The 14,027-nt window shown below is 68.9% G+C and carries 25 protein-coding genes; 17 read left to right on the plus strand and 8 right to left on the minus strand.

The genetic code is table 11. The features are described from left to right. Positions 1 to 167 precede the first annotated feature (167 nt). The 15 genes from OG978_RS32440 (at position 168) to OG978_RS32510 (ending at position 7,515) form a co-directional block, all read left to right on the plus strand. Entirely contained in the window at positions 168 to 452 is a 285-nt protein-coding gene (locus OG978_RS32440) for a hypothetical protein (protein ID WP_326768608.1), read from the plus strand. A gap of 30 nt (positions 453 to 482) precedes the next feature. Beyond that, positions 483 to 737 carry a hypothetical protein gene (locus tag OG978_RS32445; protein WP_326768609.1) on the plus strand — a complete coding sequence of 85 codons (255 nt, stop codon included), beginning with the start codon at positions 483 to 485 and terminating at the stop codon, positions 735 to 737. 83 nt (positions 738 to 820) lie between these two features. Next, the gene (locus tag OG978_RS32450; protein ID WP_326768610.1) at positions 821 to 1,183 is read left to right on the plus strand and encodes a hypothetical protein; all 363 of its coding nucleotides are present in this window, start codon (positions 821 to 823) and stop codon (positions 1,181 to 1,183) included. Positions 1,184 to 1,223: 40 nt separating this feature from the next. Beyond that, positions 1,224 to 1,550 carry a hypothetical protein gene (locus OG978_RS32455; protein ID WP_326768611.1) on the plus strand — a complete coding sequence of 109 codons (327 nt, stop codon included), beginning with the start codon at positions 1,224 to 1,226 and terminating at the stop codon, positions 1,548 to 1,550. Then, on the plus strand, positions 1,547 to 2,233 hold the full coding sequence (locus OG978_RS32460) for a hypothetical protein (RefSeq protein ID WP_326768612.1): 687 nt from the start codon (positions 1,547 to 1,549) through the stop codon (positions 2,231 to 2,233). The genes OG978_RS32455 and OG978_RS32460 overlap by 4 nt, the downstream gene beginning before the upstream one ends. Then, complete coding sequence (locus tag OG978_RS32465) at positions 2,230 to 2,373, plus strand: hypothetical protein (protein WP_326768613.1); 144 nt, start codon at positions 2,230 to 2,232, stop codon at positions 2,371 to 2,373. Before OG978_RS32460 ends, OG978_RS32465 begins: the two co-directional genes overlap by 4 nt. Further along, complete coding sequence (locus tag OG978_RS32470; RefSeq protein WP_326768614.1) at positions 2,370 to 3,377, plus strand: WDGH domain-containing protein; 1,008 nt, start codon at positions 2,370 to 2,372, stop codon at positions 3,375 to 3,377. Before OG978_RS32465 ends, OG978_RS32470 begins: the two co-directional genes overlap by 4 nt. A 14-nt stretch (positions 3,378 to 3,391) precedes the next feature. Then, a complete protein-coding gene (locus tag OG978_RS32475) occupies positions 3,392 to 3,886 on the plus strand; it encodes a hypothetical protein (RefSeq protein ID WP_326768615.1) in 495 nt (164 codons plus the stop codon). A 69-nt stretch (positions 3,887 to 3,955) separates the two neighbouring features. Next, positions 3,956 to 4,711: a hypothetical protein gene (locus OG978_RS32480; RefSeq protein WP_326768616.1), complete on the plus strand. Its 756-nt coding sequence runs from the start codon at positions 3,956 to 3,958 to the stop codon at positions 4,709 to 4,711. Then, positions 4,708 to 4,887 carry a hypothetical protein gene (locus OG978_RS32485; RefSeq protein ID WP_326768617.1) on the plus strand — a complete coding sequence of 60 codons (180 nt, stop codon included), beginning with the start codon at positions 4,708 to 4,710 and terminating at the stop codon, positions 4,885 to 4,887. The genes OG978_RS32480 and OG978_RS32485 overlap by 4 nt, the downstream gene beginning before the upstream one ends. Continuing rightward, on the plus strand, positions 4,884 to 5,114 hold the full coding sequence (locus OG978_RS32490) for a hypothetical protein (RefSeq protein WP_326768618.1): 231 nt from the start codon (positions 4,884 to 4,886) through the stop codon (positions 5,112 to 5,114). Before OG978_RS32485 ends, OG978_RS32490 begins: the two co-directional genes overlap by 4 nt. A 39-nt stretch (positions 5,115 to 5,153) precedes the next feature. Next, on the plus strand, positions 5,154 to 5,399 hold the full coding sequence (locus tag OG978_RS32495) for a hypothetical protein (protein ID WP_326768619.1): 246 nt from the start codon (positions 5,154 to 5,156) through the stop codon (positions 5,397 to 5,399). Continuing rightward, the gene (locus OG978_RS32500) at positions 5,396 to 5,821 is read left to right on the plus strand and encodes a hypothetical protein (RefSeq protein WP_326768620.1); all 426 of its coding nucleotides are present in this window, start codon (positions 5,396 to 5,398) and stop codon (positions 5,819 to 5,821) included. The genes OG978_RS32495 and OG978_RS32500 overlap by 4 nt, the downstream gene beginning before the upstream one ends. Further along, complete coding sequence (locus OG978_RS32505; RefSeq protein ID WP_326768621.1) at positions 5,818 to 6,687, plus strand: RNA ligase family protein; 870 nt, start codon at positions 5,818 to 5,820, stop codon at positions 6,685 to 6,687. Before OG978_RS32500 ends, OG978_RS32505 begins: the two co-directional genes overlap by 4 nt. A gap of 156 nt (positions 6,688 to 6,843) precedes the next feature. Further along, on the plus strand, positions 6,844 to 7,515 hold the full coding sequence (locus OG978_RS32510) for a hypothetical protein (RefSeq protein WP_326768622.1): 672 nt from the start codon (positions 6,844 to 6,846) through the stop codon (positions 7,513 to 7,515). Positions 7,516 to 7,610: 95 nt separating this feature from the next. Here the strand turns inward: OG978_RS32510 and OG978_RS32515 are convergent, their stop codons facing one another. The 4 genes from OG978_RS32515 to OG978_RS32530 form a co-directional block, all read right to left on the minus strand. Beyond that, complete coding sequence (locus OG978_RS32515) at positions 7,611 to 7,832, minus strand: hypothetical protein (RefSeq protein ID WP_326768623.1); 222 nt, start codon at positions 7,830 to 7,832, stop codon at positions 7,611 to 7,613. A gap of 176 nt (positions 7,833 to 8,008) precedes the next feature. Beyond that, on the minus strand, positions 8,009 to 8,149 hold the full coding sequence (locus OG978_RS32520) for a hypothetical protein (protein ID WP_326768624.1): 141 nt from the start codon (positions 8,147 to 8,149) through the stop codon (positions 8,009 to 8,011). A gap of 51 nt (positions 8,150 to 8,200) precedes the next feature. Further along, positions 8,201 to 8,455 (minus strand): hypothetical protein, encoded by a 255-nt coding sequence (locus tag OG978_RS32525; RefSeq protein ID WP_326768625.1) that lies wholly within the window; start codon positions 8,453 to 8,455, stop codon positions 8,201 to 8,203. An 81-nt stretch (positions 8,456 to 8,536) separates the two neighbouring features. Continuing rightward, positions 8,537 to 9,016: a hypothetical protein gene (locus OG978_RS32530; protein ID WP_326768626.1), complete on the minus strand. Its 480-nt coding sequence runs from the start codon at positions 9,014 to 9,016 to the stop codon at positions 8,537 to 8,539. Between the two features lie 175 nt (positions 9,017 to 9,191). Between OG978_RS32530 and OG978_RS32535 the strand changes: the two genes are divergently transcribed. Next, complete coding sequence (locus tag OG978_RS32535; protein WP_326768627.1) at positions 9,192 to 9,518, plus strand: hypothetical protein; 327 nt, start codon at positions 9,192 to 9,194, stop codon at positions 9,516 to 9,518. Positions 9,519 to 9,759: 241 nt separating this feature from the next. Continuing rightward, positions 9,760 to 11,040 (plus strand): hypothetical protein, encoded by a 1,281-nt coding sequence (locus tag OG978_RS32540; RefSeq protein ID WP_326768628.1) that lies wholly within the window; start codon positions 9,760 to 9,762, stop codon positions 11,038 to 11,040. Positions 11,041 to 11,750: 710 nt separating this feature from the next. Here OG978_RS32540 and OG978_RS32545 read toward each other — a convergent pair. From OG978_RS32545 to OG978_RS32560, 4 genes are all read right to left on the minus strand, one after another. Next, the gene (locus OG978_RS32545; protein ID WP_326768629.1) at positions 11,751 to 12,203 is read right to left on the minus strand and encodes a hypothetical protein; all 453 of its coding nucleotides are present in this window, start codon (positions 12,201 to 12,203) and stop codon (positions 11,751 to 11,753) included. A gap of 87 nt (positions 12,204 to 12,290) precedes the next feature. Continuing rightward, complete coding sequence (locus OG978_RS32550; RefSeq protein WP_326768630.1) at positions 12,291 to 13,133, minus strand: helix-turn-helix domain-containing protein; 843 nt, start codon at positions 13,131 to 13,133, stop codon at positions 12,291 to 12,293. Beyond that, the gene (locus OG978_RS32555; RefSeq protein ID WP_326768631.1) at positions 13,130 to 13,666 is read right to left on the minus strand and encodes a DUF6879 family protein; all 537 of its coding nucleotides are present in this window, start codon (positions 13,664 to 13,666) and stop codon (positions 13,130 to 13,132) included. Before OG978_RS32555 ends, OG978_RS32550 begins: the two co-directional genes overlap by 4 nt. A gap of 1 nt (position 13,667) precedes the next feature. Continuing rightward, a complete protein-coding gene (locus OG978_RS32560; RefSeq protein WP_326768632.1) occupies positions 13,668 to 13,871 on the minus strand; it encodes a hypothetical protein in 204 nt (67 codons plus the stop codon). Positions 13,872 to 14,027 lie beyond the last annotated feature (156 nt).

Here is a 14,027-nt window from a genome sequence, read left to right on the forward strand (position 1 = left end):
CCAGACCGAAATCCCCCTCCCGCCCATGCAACACGAACTCGAACTCACCTGGAGAACCCGATGACCGAGTCCGACCGCCCGGCGATGACGATGCGGGAGATCCGCGAAGCCCTCGGCCACGTCCAGCCAGCGTCCCCGTTGCCACCTGCGAGGCCACCGAATACGCGGTGTCGATCCTTCCCGAGGACGACATCAACCGGCACGTCTTCGCCATCACAGTCGAATACCGCGGCGTCGGCCAGTGGGCTGTTACCCGGCACGGGTCCTGCCTCGGAGCCGACGGCACCTGGGACCAGGGGGTCAAGCCCTATGACCGCGGCGACGACTGGGTGACCGCCCACCGCTTCGACCTGGACACCGCACTCCGGCTCGCCCGCGAAGCAGCCCCGCACATCGTCGTCAACGGCCGCACCGCCACCGAGGTCTACCGCCTTACTCACCCTGCCGCCTGATGCGCCTCCCGCCACCCACAGGAGCACGACATGACCACACCCGCCGACGACGTCCCGTGGGCAGCAGGCCGTGACGCGTCTTGGTACAACCGCCCCGACGTTCATAGCCACAAGGTCGTCCACATGGCCGGACGCCCCATCCGCGAGGGCACGGCGTCCCGTTGCGGCCGGTCCGTCCTCGACGACGGCCTGACCTGGATTCCCGAGCAGGTGCCCAACCACATCCGGTGCCGCAGCAACGGATGCCGCCAAGCATGGCCTACCACCGCCAACACGGCCCCGTGACGCACAGCTGGACGGCCCCGCTGATACCAGGGCCGTCCGCCACTAGCACACCACACACCGCTACCCACACGCAGGAGCACGACATGTACCCCGCCCTCTTCGCCACCCCCGGTGTCAAGCGGTTCGCCGAGGAGATCGACCAGGAGCGCCAGGCGCAGCTCAAGAAGTTCGGCGACCAGCACCACCCCGACATGTCCGGTGACGCGTCCGCCCAGTGCGAGGCCCGCGAGATGTTCGCTGAGTGGGCGGACAACTACAAAGCCATCAACGACGGCGAGCTCGACCCACGTGACACCGATCGCCGCCTGGACTGGACCGGGATTCTCCTGGAGGAGGTCTACGAAGCACTCGCCGAGTCCGACCCGGCCCAGCTCCGCGCCGAGCTGCTCCAGGTCGCCGCCGTCTGTGCCGCGTGGGTGTCGGACATCGACCGCCGCACCCCATGACGCGCCGCGCGCCCACCGTACCCACCACCAGGAGGACCCCGTGACCACCGCACCCGCCAACCCGTCCGATGAGGCCGCCCCCAAGGCGCACGACACCGCTGGTCCCGCGAGCTTCTTCCAGCCGGGCCACACCTACCTGCGCTTCGTCGGGGACCGGGACCTCTACTTCCGCGTCTCGCTCGTCTCCACCGAAAACCCCAACCGCCCCAACAGCCTCACCGGAGACGGCCCCGTCGCCTACGGATGGGCATGCACTGAGCAGCCGACCACAGGGTGGGTGCCGACGGGCCACACCAACGTCACCGGTTGGCGAGACGTCACCGAGACCCCAGCTGCCCCTGCCACGCCCGAGGAGCCCACCCGATGACCACCACACCCGCCGACGTCCTTCGCGCCGCTGCCGAGAAGCTGCGCGTCCTTGCCGCTGCTGTCAGCGCACCCGAAGCCCGGTACCAGCCCTTTCACGCAGACGGAACCGACGTCACGCAGGGCCGCAGCCCTGGCATGTACGACGTCGCCAAAACGGAAACCGTTGAACTCGCGGACTACATCGCCGTCCTGCACCCCGGGATTGGCCTCGCCCTCGCCGACTGGCTGGAGACCACAGCCGGCTACTACGCCCCGGGTCCGACGCACCCCACACATGTGGTGCACGCCCTCGCGGTGGCCCGGCAGATCCTCGGCACCACGACGGAGACCAGGGCGACCGTGGCCGATATGCAGCCCGAGACCGTGGCGCACCCGGCGACCACCGCATGGACCGTCGAGTACAAGATCGACGACGACACCACCTGGTACTACCTCGGCACCTACAGCCGGGAGGGTGCCGACTTCATGGTCCGCGACCTTGCAAACAGGGACACGGAGACCCGTCTCGTCAGGGCGACGACCACGTACACCGTCGAGCCCGCCCCCGCCGTGACCGAGGAGCCCGAGTTCGCTGGACCGCGCCAGTGCGGCCACGACGACTACCACGACGCCCACGAGTGGGCCGACCTCCCGCACATCTGGTGCCCCGGCCACAGCCTCGCCGAGGAGCCGGGCCGATGAGCGCGAACGGATACGCCGGCATCAGCCTGGCTGGACGGTGGGAGTGCGGCGCCTGCGGAGCGTCCGGAGACGGCTGGTGGGACGAGGACAACGGCCTCGTCCTGGACACCGAGCACGAGTGCGAGGAGTCGACCCGATGAGCGACCGCATCCGCCTCGACGACCTCACCGACACCGACCTCGACGCTCTGTACGACCAGCTCGACGCCACCTCCCGCGAGCGCGCCCACCTCGTCGCACTCCTCGCAGCCCTCCACCCCTCCCATATCGGCCACACCGACCCGGCCGCCCCGAAGTGGGCAGTCGTCACCATCGAGACGCCCGCCGGCCAAATGACCTGGCACATCGCCGAGCGCGACATCGACCTCTTCACCCACGTCCAGCCCACAAACCGGATCTGCCGCGGCTGGGACGGCCACACCACCGACGAGAAGTACCAGCGGATGCGCGATCTCACCGAGGCCACCCCGAGCCTGCTCTCGCTCGACACCGTGGCCGAGCACCAGCGCGAACACATCAAGCAACTCATCGCCCGCATCACCACGCTGGAGCACGTCGCCGCGGGCAACAAACGGCACGTCGCCGCCATCGTGCCCGAGCTGGAACGCGCCGAGGCCCGCGCCGAGCAGGCCGAGCATGACGCCGCCCGGTTCCACGCCGCATGGCACAGCGCCCGCCTACGCGCCCAGCGCGAAGCCAGCCACTCCCGCGTATGCCGAATCAGCCGCAACGGATGGAAGCGCCGCGCCGAGCAGGCCGAGCGGGATCACGGCCGCGCCGAAATCCTCCGCGCCACCGCCGAGCACAACGCCCAAGACCAGGCAGACCGGCGCCGCACTGCCGAGGCCGCCCTCGCCCGCGTGCAGGCCCTTGCACCGATGCTCGACGGCCTTGACCACCTCATTGCCACCAGTAGCCGCGATTGGGGCGAGTACCGCGTAGATGCCTGGCTGTGGGCCGTCTTCGTCGGCTGGGACTGCGAAGAGCAGCACGACCACGACGAGACGTGCGACGACGGAGCAGCCATGGCCGAGCAGCAGCAGCGGCACGGCTGGAGCGACGAGGCCGTGGCCAAAGCCCGCCGCTTCCGGGCCGCCGTCCGCGCGGTGGCTGCCCTCGACAAGCAGCAGCCCGCCATCAACTGACGAGGAGGAAGCCCATGGTGATCCCGGACCGGCCGGCGGAGGGGCTGTTCGAGATGCTCGCCAACGGTACCGAGTACGAGGACGAGGTCGAGATCGTCGACCAGCCAGCACAGGAAGTACGCCGCGCGTACGCCAGTGTGCTTGCCACGTGGCTCTACGGAGAGGAATCGAAGCAGGCGCACCGCCGCGAGATCGACGCCCTCTCCGCCCGCGCCGAGCAGGCAGAGGCCGCCGTCGCCCGCGTGCGGAAGCTCGCCACCCGCTGGGCCATCCTCCGCACCTACGGAGGCGCCGCCTACGAACTCCGCAAGGCACTGGACGAGAAACCGGCCGAGACGACACCCCTCGTCCACCAGAGCACGAAGCCGCAGGCCAGCCACTCGGCAGGGGCGGACGAACCCGCCCTCGACGAGCAGCAGCCCACCTGCCGCTGCGGAGAGTCCACCGACCCGCGCGTCGTTCACCGCGCCGACAGCCCATGCCACATGGACGAGCAGCCCACCACCTGACCCGCCCGGCCGCCCCGCACCGTACGGGGCGGCCACGGCGAACCCCAACCGCCGCGAACGGAGAACCCCGTGACCAGCACCACCATCTGCGCCGAGTACTCCACCCACACCGACCACCCACCCGTCGGCCCGTGCGTCCTCCGGCCTGGCCACCGCGGCCACATCCACCAGGACGTCCGCGGCATGCAATGGTCCGGCCGGCCGGGCGCCTGCCCGAACAGCCCTACCGGAGAGCACCGCTACGACGAGGGCGACGGCAGGCCCGAGAGCCGCACCTGTGACCACTGCGGAGCAGGAGGATGCTGCGTCCCCGGTGCGCCAGCGGAGTACTGCGGCGCCCTCTCTTCGCCGATCTTCGACACGGCGCCCGCCGAGTGCGTTCTTCGCCCCGGCCATTCCGGCAGCCACGCCGACAACCATGGCGGCCGCTGGCGGTACATCACCGACGAGTCCGCCGCAGGCTCCGATTCCGATGACGAGCTGCGCGCCCGGCTGCACGCAGCGATCCGGGCGATCGGCTGCGGCGAGCAGGAGATTGCCGAGCTGCGCCAGCGCACCGAGAACGCCGAGATGCGACTGCAGCACGTTCGCGAAGTGCTCCTCGAGGACGGGTACTTCACGGCCGACGAGATCGGCCCGGACCTCGCGCCCCGCCTCGGGGAATGGCTCATTCACCACCAGGGCCGCACCGACCAGGCAGAAGCCACCGCCACCCGCGTGCGAGACGCGCTCCACCGATGGCGCCAGCACACCCTCATGCCCCAGACCATGCGCGTACTCAACGACATCCTCGTTGCCCTCGAGGAGCGTCAGGAGCACCCATGAACGGCACGTGCCCCTGGTGCTGGACTTCGCACGCATGCGACCTCCCCACCGGGCATGACGGCGACCACCAGTGCCGCCTTGGCCACGTCGAGGCCGGCGATGAACCCGACACCCGGCCCCGCGGCCACCCCGATGTGTTCCATTACGCCACCGATGAGCCCGAGGAGAGCCAATGATTCCTGACCTGCACCGAATGAAAGGGGGCGCCGCACAGCTCGGCGTGCGTCCCGGACTCCCTGGCCCCTTCGGCACATGGCACGAAGAACCCGACGACGATGCCGAAGCAGCGCTAGGAGCCGAGGTAACCGGACCTGTACGCCGCCGCGAACTGCACGACCACATCGCCAGCCCGCACCCGGCCGACCAGGGCGGACACGGCCTCGCCCCGGGCCGCACCAAGTAGGGGCGGCCCGCCCCACCGCCTTCACGGAGGACCTTCCAGATGGACCACAACGAGTACCTGATGACCGACCAGACCGACCCCAACGCCCAGGAGAACGTGGACGCGTTTCTCGCCGAACTCGCCACGCTCACGACTAAGTACCGGCTCTCCATCTTGGGATGCGGCTGCTGCGGGAGCCCGGCCCTCCAGCCTCTCGACCGCGAAGACGGCGTCGGCCTACGTTACGAGCTCCTGACCTACAACCGCGACGCGCAGCGCTACACCACGGACCGTGGTGCCGCGTGAGCGCCACAGATTTCTACAGGCCTGGCCACATCTACACCGACCGCGATTTCCCCCAGGCCGAGTGGAGGTTCCGCTGCGATGTCGTAAATGCGGACCCGGGAGGCGAGGGGCCCGCTGCGCTCGGGTGGCGGTTCTTCGGCGGCGAATGGGAGCCCTACGCCTACTACAAGGACGACTGGGACGCGGCGCACTCCTTGGGTCGCGCCCTGGTCGAGCACGCCAACGAGAGCGGTGCCCTTCACCGCCAGGGCGTGTACAGCGAATCCCACACGCACTGGACATGGCACTGCCCCGCCTGCGACTACCAGACGCCGTTCTTCATGGAGGACGAGGTGAGCGCCCGGGCGAGCTTCGATAAGCACCTGGACGGCTGTAACGCGGCGCAGGGCCTGTTCAGCGAAGCCCCGGGGGACACCCGATGACAGCCAGTGAGGTAAACGTGTCACTGCTGCTCGCCGCAGGCTGCGCCGGACGCCGGGACACCCACCTGAATCAGGAAGGACAGCACAACGTGATCCGCACCATCGACCTCGCCGCCCTCAACACGGCGACAAAGTACCCGTCAATCCCCACCTACCACGCACTCGACCCGAAGAACGGTGGCCTCATCGAGGAAGCTGCCGCCGCCTTCAACGGCGACGTGTACCTCACCGAAAAGGTCGACGGTACCAACGGCCGGATCGTCAGCTTCCCAGGCGGTGACTACATCCTCGGCAGCCGCGAGGAACTCCTCTACGCCCGCGGCGATTTGATCGGGAACCCTGCCCTCGGTATTGCCGACGCCCTGCGTCCCCTCGCCGACCGCGTTACCCCGCCTACCAGCGGTATCCGGGTCCTGTACCTGGAGGTGTACGGCGGCAAGGTCACCGCGGCCAGCCGCGAATACACCAGTAACCGCACCGTCGGGTACCGCCTGTTCGACACGGCCGACGTCCCACTCGATGTCCTGGAGTGGCCGCGCGCCCAGATCTCCGGCTGGCGCGAGGACGGCGGGCAACGGTTCCTCTCCGAGTACGAACTGACCCAGTTCGCCAAGGCCGAAGACATCGACTTGGTCCCGCGGCTGGCCACTGTGGACGCGGGTGACGTGCCGACTGGTATTGCTGAGATGCAGACGTTCCTCGTCGATCACCTGCCGACGACCCGCGTGGCCCTGGACGAGGGCGCGGGCGGCCATCCTGAGGGCATCGTGCTCCGCAGCGCCGACCGCTCGGTGATCGCCAAGGCCCGGTTCCAGGACTACCGGCGCACCCTCAAACGCCGCACCCAGCCCGCGCGTAGCTGCTGACGCTTTCGCACCCGGCCGCAGCCGGGCCCTGGTCCGAGGACACGCTCAGGCGAGTCGGCATCGTCCGCTGACACCCATCGTCTGCGAGCCCGGCGACCCCCACCCACCCACCCGGGCCCGGCCACACCGGCCGGGCCCCACCTTCCCGAGGCCCCAGTGAGCATCTACAGCACCCTGCCCGGCATCTCCGGCCAGGACCCCGAAGGCGCGCCGTGGATCTACCGCGGCTCGCACATCCCGCCGGCCAACACTGACCCGCGCGGCGGGAGCGTCACGCTCGCCGAGATCCCCTCACACATCACCCGCGACGGACACGACGACCAGGACGAGGACGGCCTACCGTGGCCGTGGCTCCGCCTCGCCCTCGAGGACCTCCCCGCCGAAACGCCTGCGGTACTCATCAATCCTGATCAGGCCCGGCGCCTGGCCGACTCCCTGACTCACTGGGCCTGCTGGGCCGACGGCCTTGTCTACACCGCCAAGGAGCGAGAGGGGCCGGTAAGGATCTGCGCTGCGCGCGGCACGCAGGAGGACGGTCGGCGGACCAGTCTGTGCGTTCTGCGCCAGCGTCATCGGGGCCGGATCCACCGGGGCGGGGATGGTGTCCAGTGGCCAATCTCGGCCGAGGCGACCGACCAGCCGGACAGCACCGGCGAGACCAGCACCGGCTGCGCCCTGCCACCCCGAACGCCTGGCGGACTCGGGGCGCGGACCTGCCCGGACACCCCGGACACACGGACAGGAGAAGCGGCGGACACGTCGCCTACCAGGGCGGACGCCGTCGGGGCCGCGATCGGCCGCGCCTTCGACCTGCCCCGCCCCACCTGATCACGGGTAGCCGCGGCGCTCCACGCCCGTGGGACAGCGCCCCTACCGCCCGCCCCTTTGAGCCCATGGGGCGGGGCGTCCCCATGCCCGCAGCCTCACGGCGCCGGCGCGCTCCACACGTCCGGCCCACCGCCGCGCCACTCGACCAGCTCGGACCGTGCGACGTCCTCCTCGTCCAGCCCCTCCAGGCCGGCCCGGCGCAGGAACTCGACCAGGTCCCCCAGGCCGTACGCCAGCCCCAGGATCTGTCCGTCCACCCGTACCCGGCGCCCGCCCGTCGGGCTCGGCGGGGACACGATCACGCGCAGGGCAGCCATGCCACCACCCTCCATCGCCCCTTGTTCGGACGCACCCGGACACGGTCCGTTCAGCGCCCCGCTGAGCACGGCTGGACGTGTCCGGATGCTTTTGGACGTTTTTGGACGCTGCTGGACAGCAGGAGGCCCCCCGCCGTCGCAACGGCAGGGGGCCAGGAGACAGTGCCCCGGGATGGTCAGCGGCGAACGTCCCCGCCGCGCTGCCCGGACCGGGCATCGATCCGTGCGATCTCCACCCGCGCCTTCGCGATCACCGCAGCGAGCGCGACGACACACACGCTTCCGATCGCGATGACCAGCCCGGCAGTTCCGCTCATGGTTCGGTCCTTCCACTCTTCGGTGGCCCGGCCCAGAACCAGCGGCGATGCTCAGGCTACGGCGGTTGCCCCGGCTCCTGGCCCGCACCATCCGACATCCCGCACCTCAAGCCCGTCCGCGAACGCGGCCACCGTCACCCAGCAACGGGAACCGAATACGTCGACCGCCTCCTCGCCACCCGCGGCCGGCCACGATGACCGGTCCCGCGCGACTTCGTCGATCACACCCTGGACCTCGCCCCGAGCCTGGTCGTCGGGCAGTTCGGCCAGGGCCTCGACGGCCAGCCACTCCAGCGCAACGTGCATCAGCACTCCCTGGGTTCGACGGGCCTTAACCGTACGCACTGCCGCCCTCACTCCACTCGACCTGTGGATAACCCCGGGCTGCTACTGCTGCTGCGCGCTTGCGGTCCGGTCCACCTGGGATACCCGTACGGACCGAATGTCCTTGATCTTTCCGTTGCGGATCTCCGCGTCCAGTGGAGCGGTGTTCCCCGTGGCCGTCTTGCCCGGCCCCAGCTTGTCCACGGTGATGCCCGTCTGCCCCAGGTGATCCCCGTCCTTGTCCAGGAACTCCAGCTCGGCGTAGAGGTCGGCGGCCTCGGCGCCGCTGTTCGTGGCCGAGTAGTGGACGACGTAGGCCTTGGGCCCCCACGTCTGGTGGTCCTCGACGCCCGCCTTCACGATCCGGACGTCCTTCGCCGCCGTCCCCGCCTCCGCTGTCGTCGGCTTGTCCGCCGGCTTCTCGGCGGCCTGCGACGCCGAACCCTTCCCGGCACCAGGTTCCTCACCTCCGGAGCAGCCGGTCAGGACGACCGCGCCGGCGGCGACCGCGACCAGGACATGACGGATCTGTGTGCGCTTCATGGTGAACCTCGCGTACTGGTGTGTATGGCGTGAATCCCGCACGGTATCGACGCCCACGCAAAAGCGGGCCGGAACTGAGAGATCTGGCTCCGCGACATACGCACCGTGGTCACTTCCTGGACAACCTGCCATATTCGCCGACGGGCGCCCCACCGCGGGCGCTACGGTCCGGCCCGTGCGATACACCTACCGCTGCGACGCCTGCCGCCTCACCTGGGACACCCACGACGACGCCTGGGCAGCCAAGGCCGACCAGAAGCGACACCGCCGAACCCACAAGGGTGCGACGCCAGATGACCAGATCATCGAAAACCCCGGCCCCCTCAACCACCTGAGCGAAGCGGCCTGGGCTGGCCTGGACGTCACGGCCCGGGCGATCATCCGCGGGCTTCGCTCCAAGGGATTCCGGGAGGCGATGGAATCCGAGTGGTTCCGTCAGGCCGGGATGCTCCTCGGCACCGGGGTCCTGATCCTGATGGTGATCAACTGGATCATCCACTGACCCCGGCCGCCGTGGACCCGTCGGCACACTGAGCGCGGACAGTAAAGCGCCCCACCTCGTCCGAAGTGGGGCGCTCTCACAGCCAGCTCCGCAGCGCGGGCCCGGAGGGCGCACCGAGCGACCCCGCCGGGAACGGACCGCCACTCGCACAACACCCGGCCCAGCCCTTCGCGGGCACTTCACCGCCGGGGCCGCACCGCGCTCCCGGCGACCAGGCTCCCGGCCCCACGACCACAGCCGGATGCGACACGGCCCGGAGAATGTCCGGAAATTCCACCGCACCACGCAGAGGGAAACCCCACATTCCGGCTTAGGGTACGGCGCCATGGACACCACACGCAGAACGATCCTGCGGGGCATGGCGGCGGCGCCGGCCATCGCCACGGCAGGCGGGTTACTTCTGCCGGAGACGGCAACGGCCGCTTCGGCACAGCCCCCGCTCTACCTGACATACAAGCCGGAAGAGACCGCCGCCTACGTAGCGGGCATCCGCTGGCTCATCCGCCAGCACGGCAACAGGCGGTACGACGCGAGGTTCATCCCCCTGCCAGTGACCGGCAGTTGGGCGTTTCAACAGGTGCCGGTGGACGAGGTTCCCGGCTGGCCGTCCAAAACGCCCCACCCCGTCCGCGCCTATGGCTGGTCCCCGAACGACCCCGACGCCAACATCAAGTCCAGAGGCTGGTGGCCCCAGGGCGTCACGACCTACTACGACGCGACCGGCCTGGACGGTACGCGCATGATGGTCTCCTGGTACAACAAAGACAATGACAAGGGCGCGCGCGTAGCCCTAATCGACCGCAACGAAAGCAACCCGCGATACCACTACATCAAGTTGGTGAAAGCCAAGCGGGTCGGCGGTGGTGCCTACACCGCGGAACCGATCGAGGGTCTGCACGCGGGCGGCCTGGCGTGGTACGGGAACCGGCTCTACGTCACGGACAGCGAGCAAAAGGCGCTCCTGGTGTTCAACACCGACGACATCTTCCGGACTGGCGACCCGCAAGCCCCGTACTCGATGCCCCTGAGCCGCACCTACCGTGCGAACAAATACACCCGGACCCAGCTCAGATTCTCCCAGGTGTCTGTGGACCGCACCTCCCTCGCATCACCGTTCCGGCGGACCACCCTCATCGTGAGCGGGTGGAAGAAGGACGACAAGCCGCAGATCATCGGCCGGTGGAGCTTCGCCTACAACAGCGGATCCCTCCTGCTGGACACCGGCACGACCGCCAGATCGGCAGACGTCTACAAGATTCACCGGGGAAGCGGCCTGCCCAACGGTTTCGGCATCCAGGGAGCGGTCACCGTCGACAACACCATGTACCTCTCCGTCAGTAGAGGTAAGAAGCCGGGGGCCTTCGGCGCCGCACCACTCCGGCAGAACGGCGAGGGGAAGGCCGTAGAGAAGTGGCGGGTACCCCGCGGACCAGAAGACCTCAGCTACGACGGCCGGAATAGATGGATGTGGGGCCTCGGCGAGTACGTGGGATACCGCAACGTCTACGCGATGCGCGTGTGATACCCCGGCCTGGCTTTTCTCGCCAGAGCGCAGGGTGGTCGGGCAGTGGGGGCATGACGGCGGCCGATACACCACGTGGTCCTCCTGTATGGGGTCCTGGTCAGGGTGGTTCGGTCACTGGGGACGTGCTGTGCTGACCCGCTGAGGCCACCCGTTCGGGGACCTGGAGCCGGGTCCCGCCCGCGGCCGATCGGCGTGATGGCAGCCGCGGGCGGGAGTCAGTTGCGCCACGTAGTCCCAGGCCGGTCCCACGACGGGCGGGTGTACGGGGTGTAGTGGTCACCCTGGTGCCCTGGCTCCCGCGTACACCGGGCATGCGTCTGCGGGTCTACGTCCCAGCAGTAGCAGGGGATGGAGTCCGTCGACTCGTCTCTCACCGGCGGGCCTCCCGCCAGGCCCGGCCGAGCTGTACCACCGTGGGGCAGTGTCTCCCGGTTCGGCAGGCCGCGCAGATCAGGGTGTGGCCGAGGAGCGTCTTATACGCGGCGTCCGGCGGAGGGTTCTTCAGGGAGGTCACTGGCGGCCTTTCCAGCACGTGGGGCAGCAACGGGGAAACCAGCGGCAAGAGGTGCCGTGGGCATCGACGGGGCGCGGCCTGAGGTCGTGCGCCGCCGCGTTGGACAGAGGCGCGGCACACCAGACGCAGTTCGCGCCACGTTGCTGCGCGTCGGACAGTGATTCGACGGGCGGCAACTCCGCCATGGGCGCGGTCAACAGAACGCCCCTGCCGGCAGCCGGAGACCGCCACCAGGACCGAACGCGGCCCCCAGCGCAGCCGGGTCCGTGAGGTCACCGGAGCCATCGGGTTTCTCCAGCCACCCCCGGCCGTCGATGTACCGCTCGGCCGGCGGGCTCTTCAGCATCCACCCCTCGGGCTGGACAGTGAGCCGTCCGAGGTCAGCCAGCAGTTCCTCGGCCCCGCAGGGGACGAGCCACCATGCCAGGTCGGCTGACGGGTAGACAAGCACAGGGCCGAGCCGGTCCGGCCCTATCCGCTGCATCGCAGCGACAGACCGCATGAGGTCGGCCTCGACGGCCAGCCACAGCCGTCCTGACGGAAGCTGGGCAAGCTGGTCCTGCGCCCATTCCCGATGAATCTGCACCGGATCCGGAGCGGAGAGAGCCAGCCACTCCGAGCCCGGATTGCGTGTCCGTGGAGCCATGACCAGCACCGTAGAGACAGTGACAGCAACCGCGCCCGTCGATTGCGCCGGATTGCGCACGCTGGTCGGCGGATTGGATCCGGTTGCTTACATGAGGTCCAGGGACGCCCTCGCCCGGCCGATCAGGCGATGCGCACGGGGACCGTAGACGGCTGCCCCGTTGAGCCGGTCCCAGACCTTTCGGTACAGGGCCACGTCGTCGTCTGACTCCAGCTGGAGTTCGGTACTGATGATCTCGACGACGACCCGGCGGTCATCGAAGATCCAGAATCCATGCTTGGGCGTGAGGCTGAGCGACGCACCGAGCGGGAGGATTCCGAGCGACACCGTGCTCAGACCGATCAGCCCGGCCAGACGATCGAGCTGCGCCGCCATCACATCCTTGGGACAGACCACGGCATGGAGGGCCCCCTCCCAGACGAGCACATTGAAGCTGCGCCCGGACTCGTACAGGACCTCCTGCCGCTTCATCCGGGCGCTCACCGCAGCGTCGGTATCGCGTGGGCTGCCCATCAGATCGGCGTTGTGGAGCAGCAGGTGGCGCGCGTAGTCCGGTGTTTGGAAGAGTCCTGGGATGACGGTGGCTTCGTAGCCTCTGACGGTGGATGTCGCGCGGTACTCGGCAACGTACTTCTCCTGGACACCCCGGTGCCCGGTGGACAGTTGCCTGCGCCAGGAACGTTGCTGCGACTCCAGCCCCCTGAGGCGACTTTTCAGGTCTGCGGCCTCCGTGCCGGCTCCAGTCGCGGCCGCCCAAGCTTCGAGGTCATCGACCGTGGCGGTCTGCTTACCCGTCTCCAGCCGGGACACCTTCGAGCGTTGCCAACCAAGCCGCTCGGCAATCCCCTTGCCATTCAGACCAGCCTCGGTGCGCAGCTCACGCAGCCGCGCACCGAGAGCGACACGTCCGGCCTGGAAGTCCGTACTCACGCAGTCGACGGTACCTGCGCCTGGAACTCCCCTGTAGGGATCGCGTGATGCCAGGCAGCATCCCGGGCCTGGCACGCCAGGAGCACCGTAGGCGCGTCGTCGATGACCTCGACGCCCACCGTCACACCCTGGTCGTCGATGTGGAACCTCGCGAGGATCCGCGAGTCGAACAGCCAGAAGTCAAAGTCCGGCAGCCCGAGACGCTCAGCGTCGACCCGGTACAGGTTGCGGATGTCCTCGCCGGCCTCGACGTTGCCCAGGCCGCTCGCCAGAAGGAACCGTTGCCCCTCGGTGGGTGGGTAGTCGACCAGGCGGACCCGCCCGAACACCTTTCCCTGCTGAATCTTCTCACGAACGCTCACATGCCACGGGCTGGCAGGGTCGTAACCCAGCCGTTCACCGCGCTGGAAACGGGCCCAATTCGGGCTGACGCGGTCGGTGGCGTAGCCGCGCTGGGTCTCCAGTCGCCACGCGGTGTGTTCGAATTCGTCGAAGAGATGCACGATCTCCTCGAAGGGGACGAGAGCAGGCACGTCACTCCTTGGGTGCGAAGCGGGTCAGCAGCTCACGGGGGACGACGACGAACGTCTCACTGTCCTTGACATCACGAAGCTGGGCCAGGTGTTCCGGATCGGTTTCCCTCTCGCCCTGGACGAGGATGTCGCCGGTCTCCACAACCTCGTACAGGGTCGGGCAGTTGCCGTGCTCCGATGTGGTGCCGATGAACTTGAGCGTCATGTCGCCCTCCATCTGCGCTGGGTGGACGACCAGGATGCGACGGATAGCCGGCGCTCGTGCGGCGATTGCGACAGATTGCAGATCTTGGCCCAGGCTGTCTCGTTGCGCGCAATGAGGTCAGTGGCGCCACCTCGGTGAACAGCACGCCGACCGCGG

This window comes from Streptomyces sp. NBC_01591, assembly GCF_035918155.1.
GTDB lineage: Bacteria > Actinomycetota > Actinomycetes > Streptomycetales > Streptomycetaceae > Streptomyces.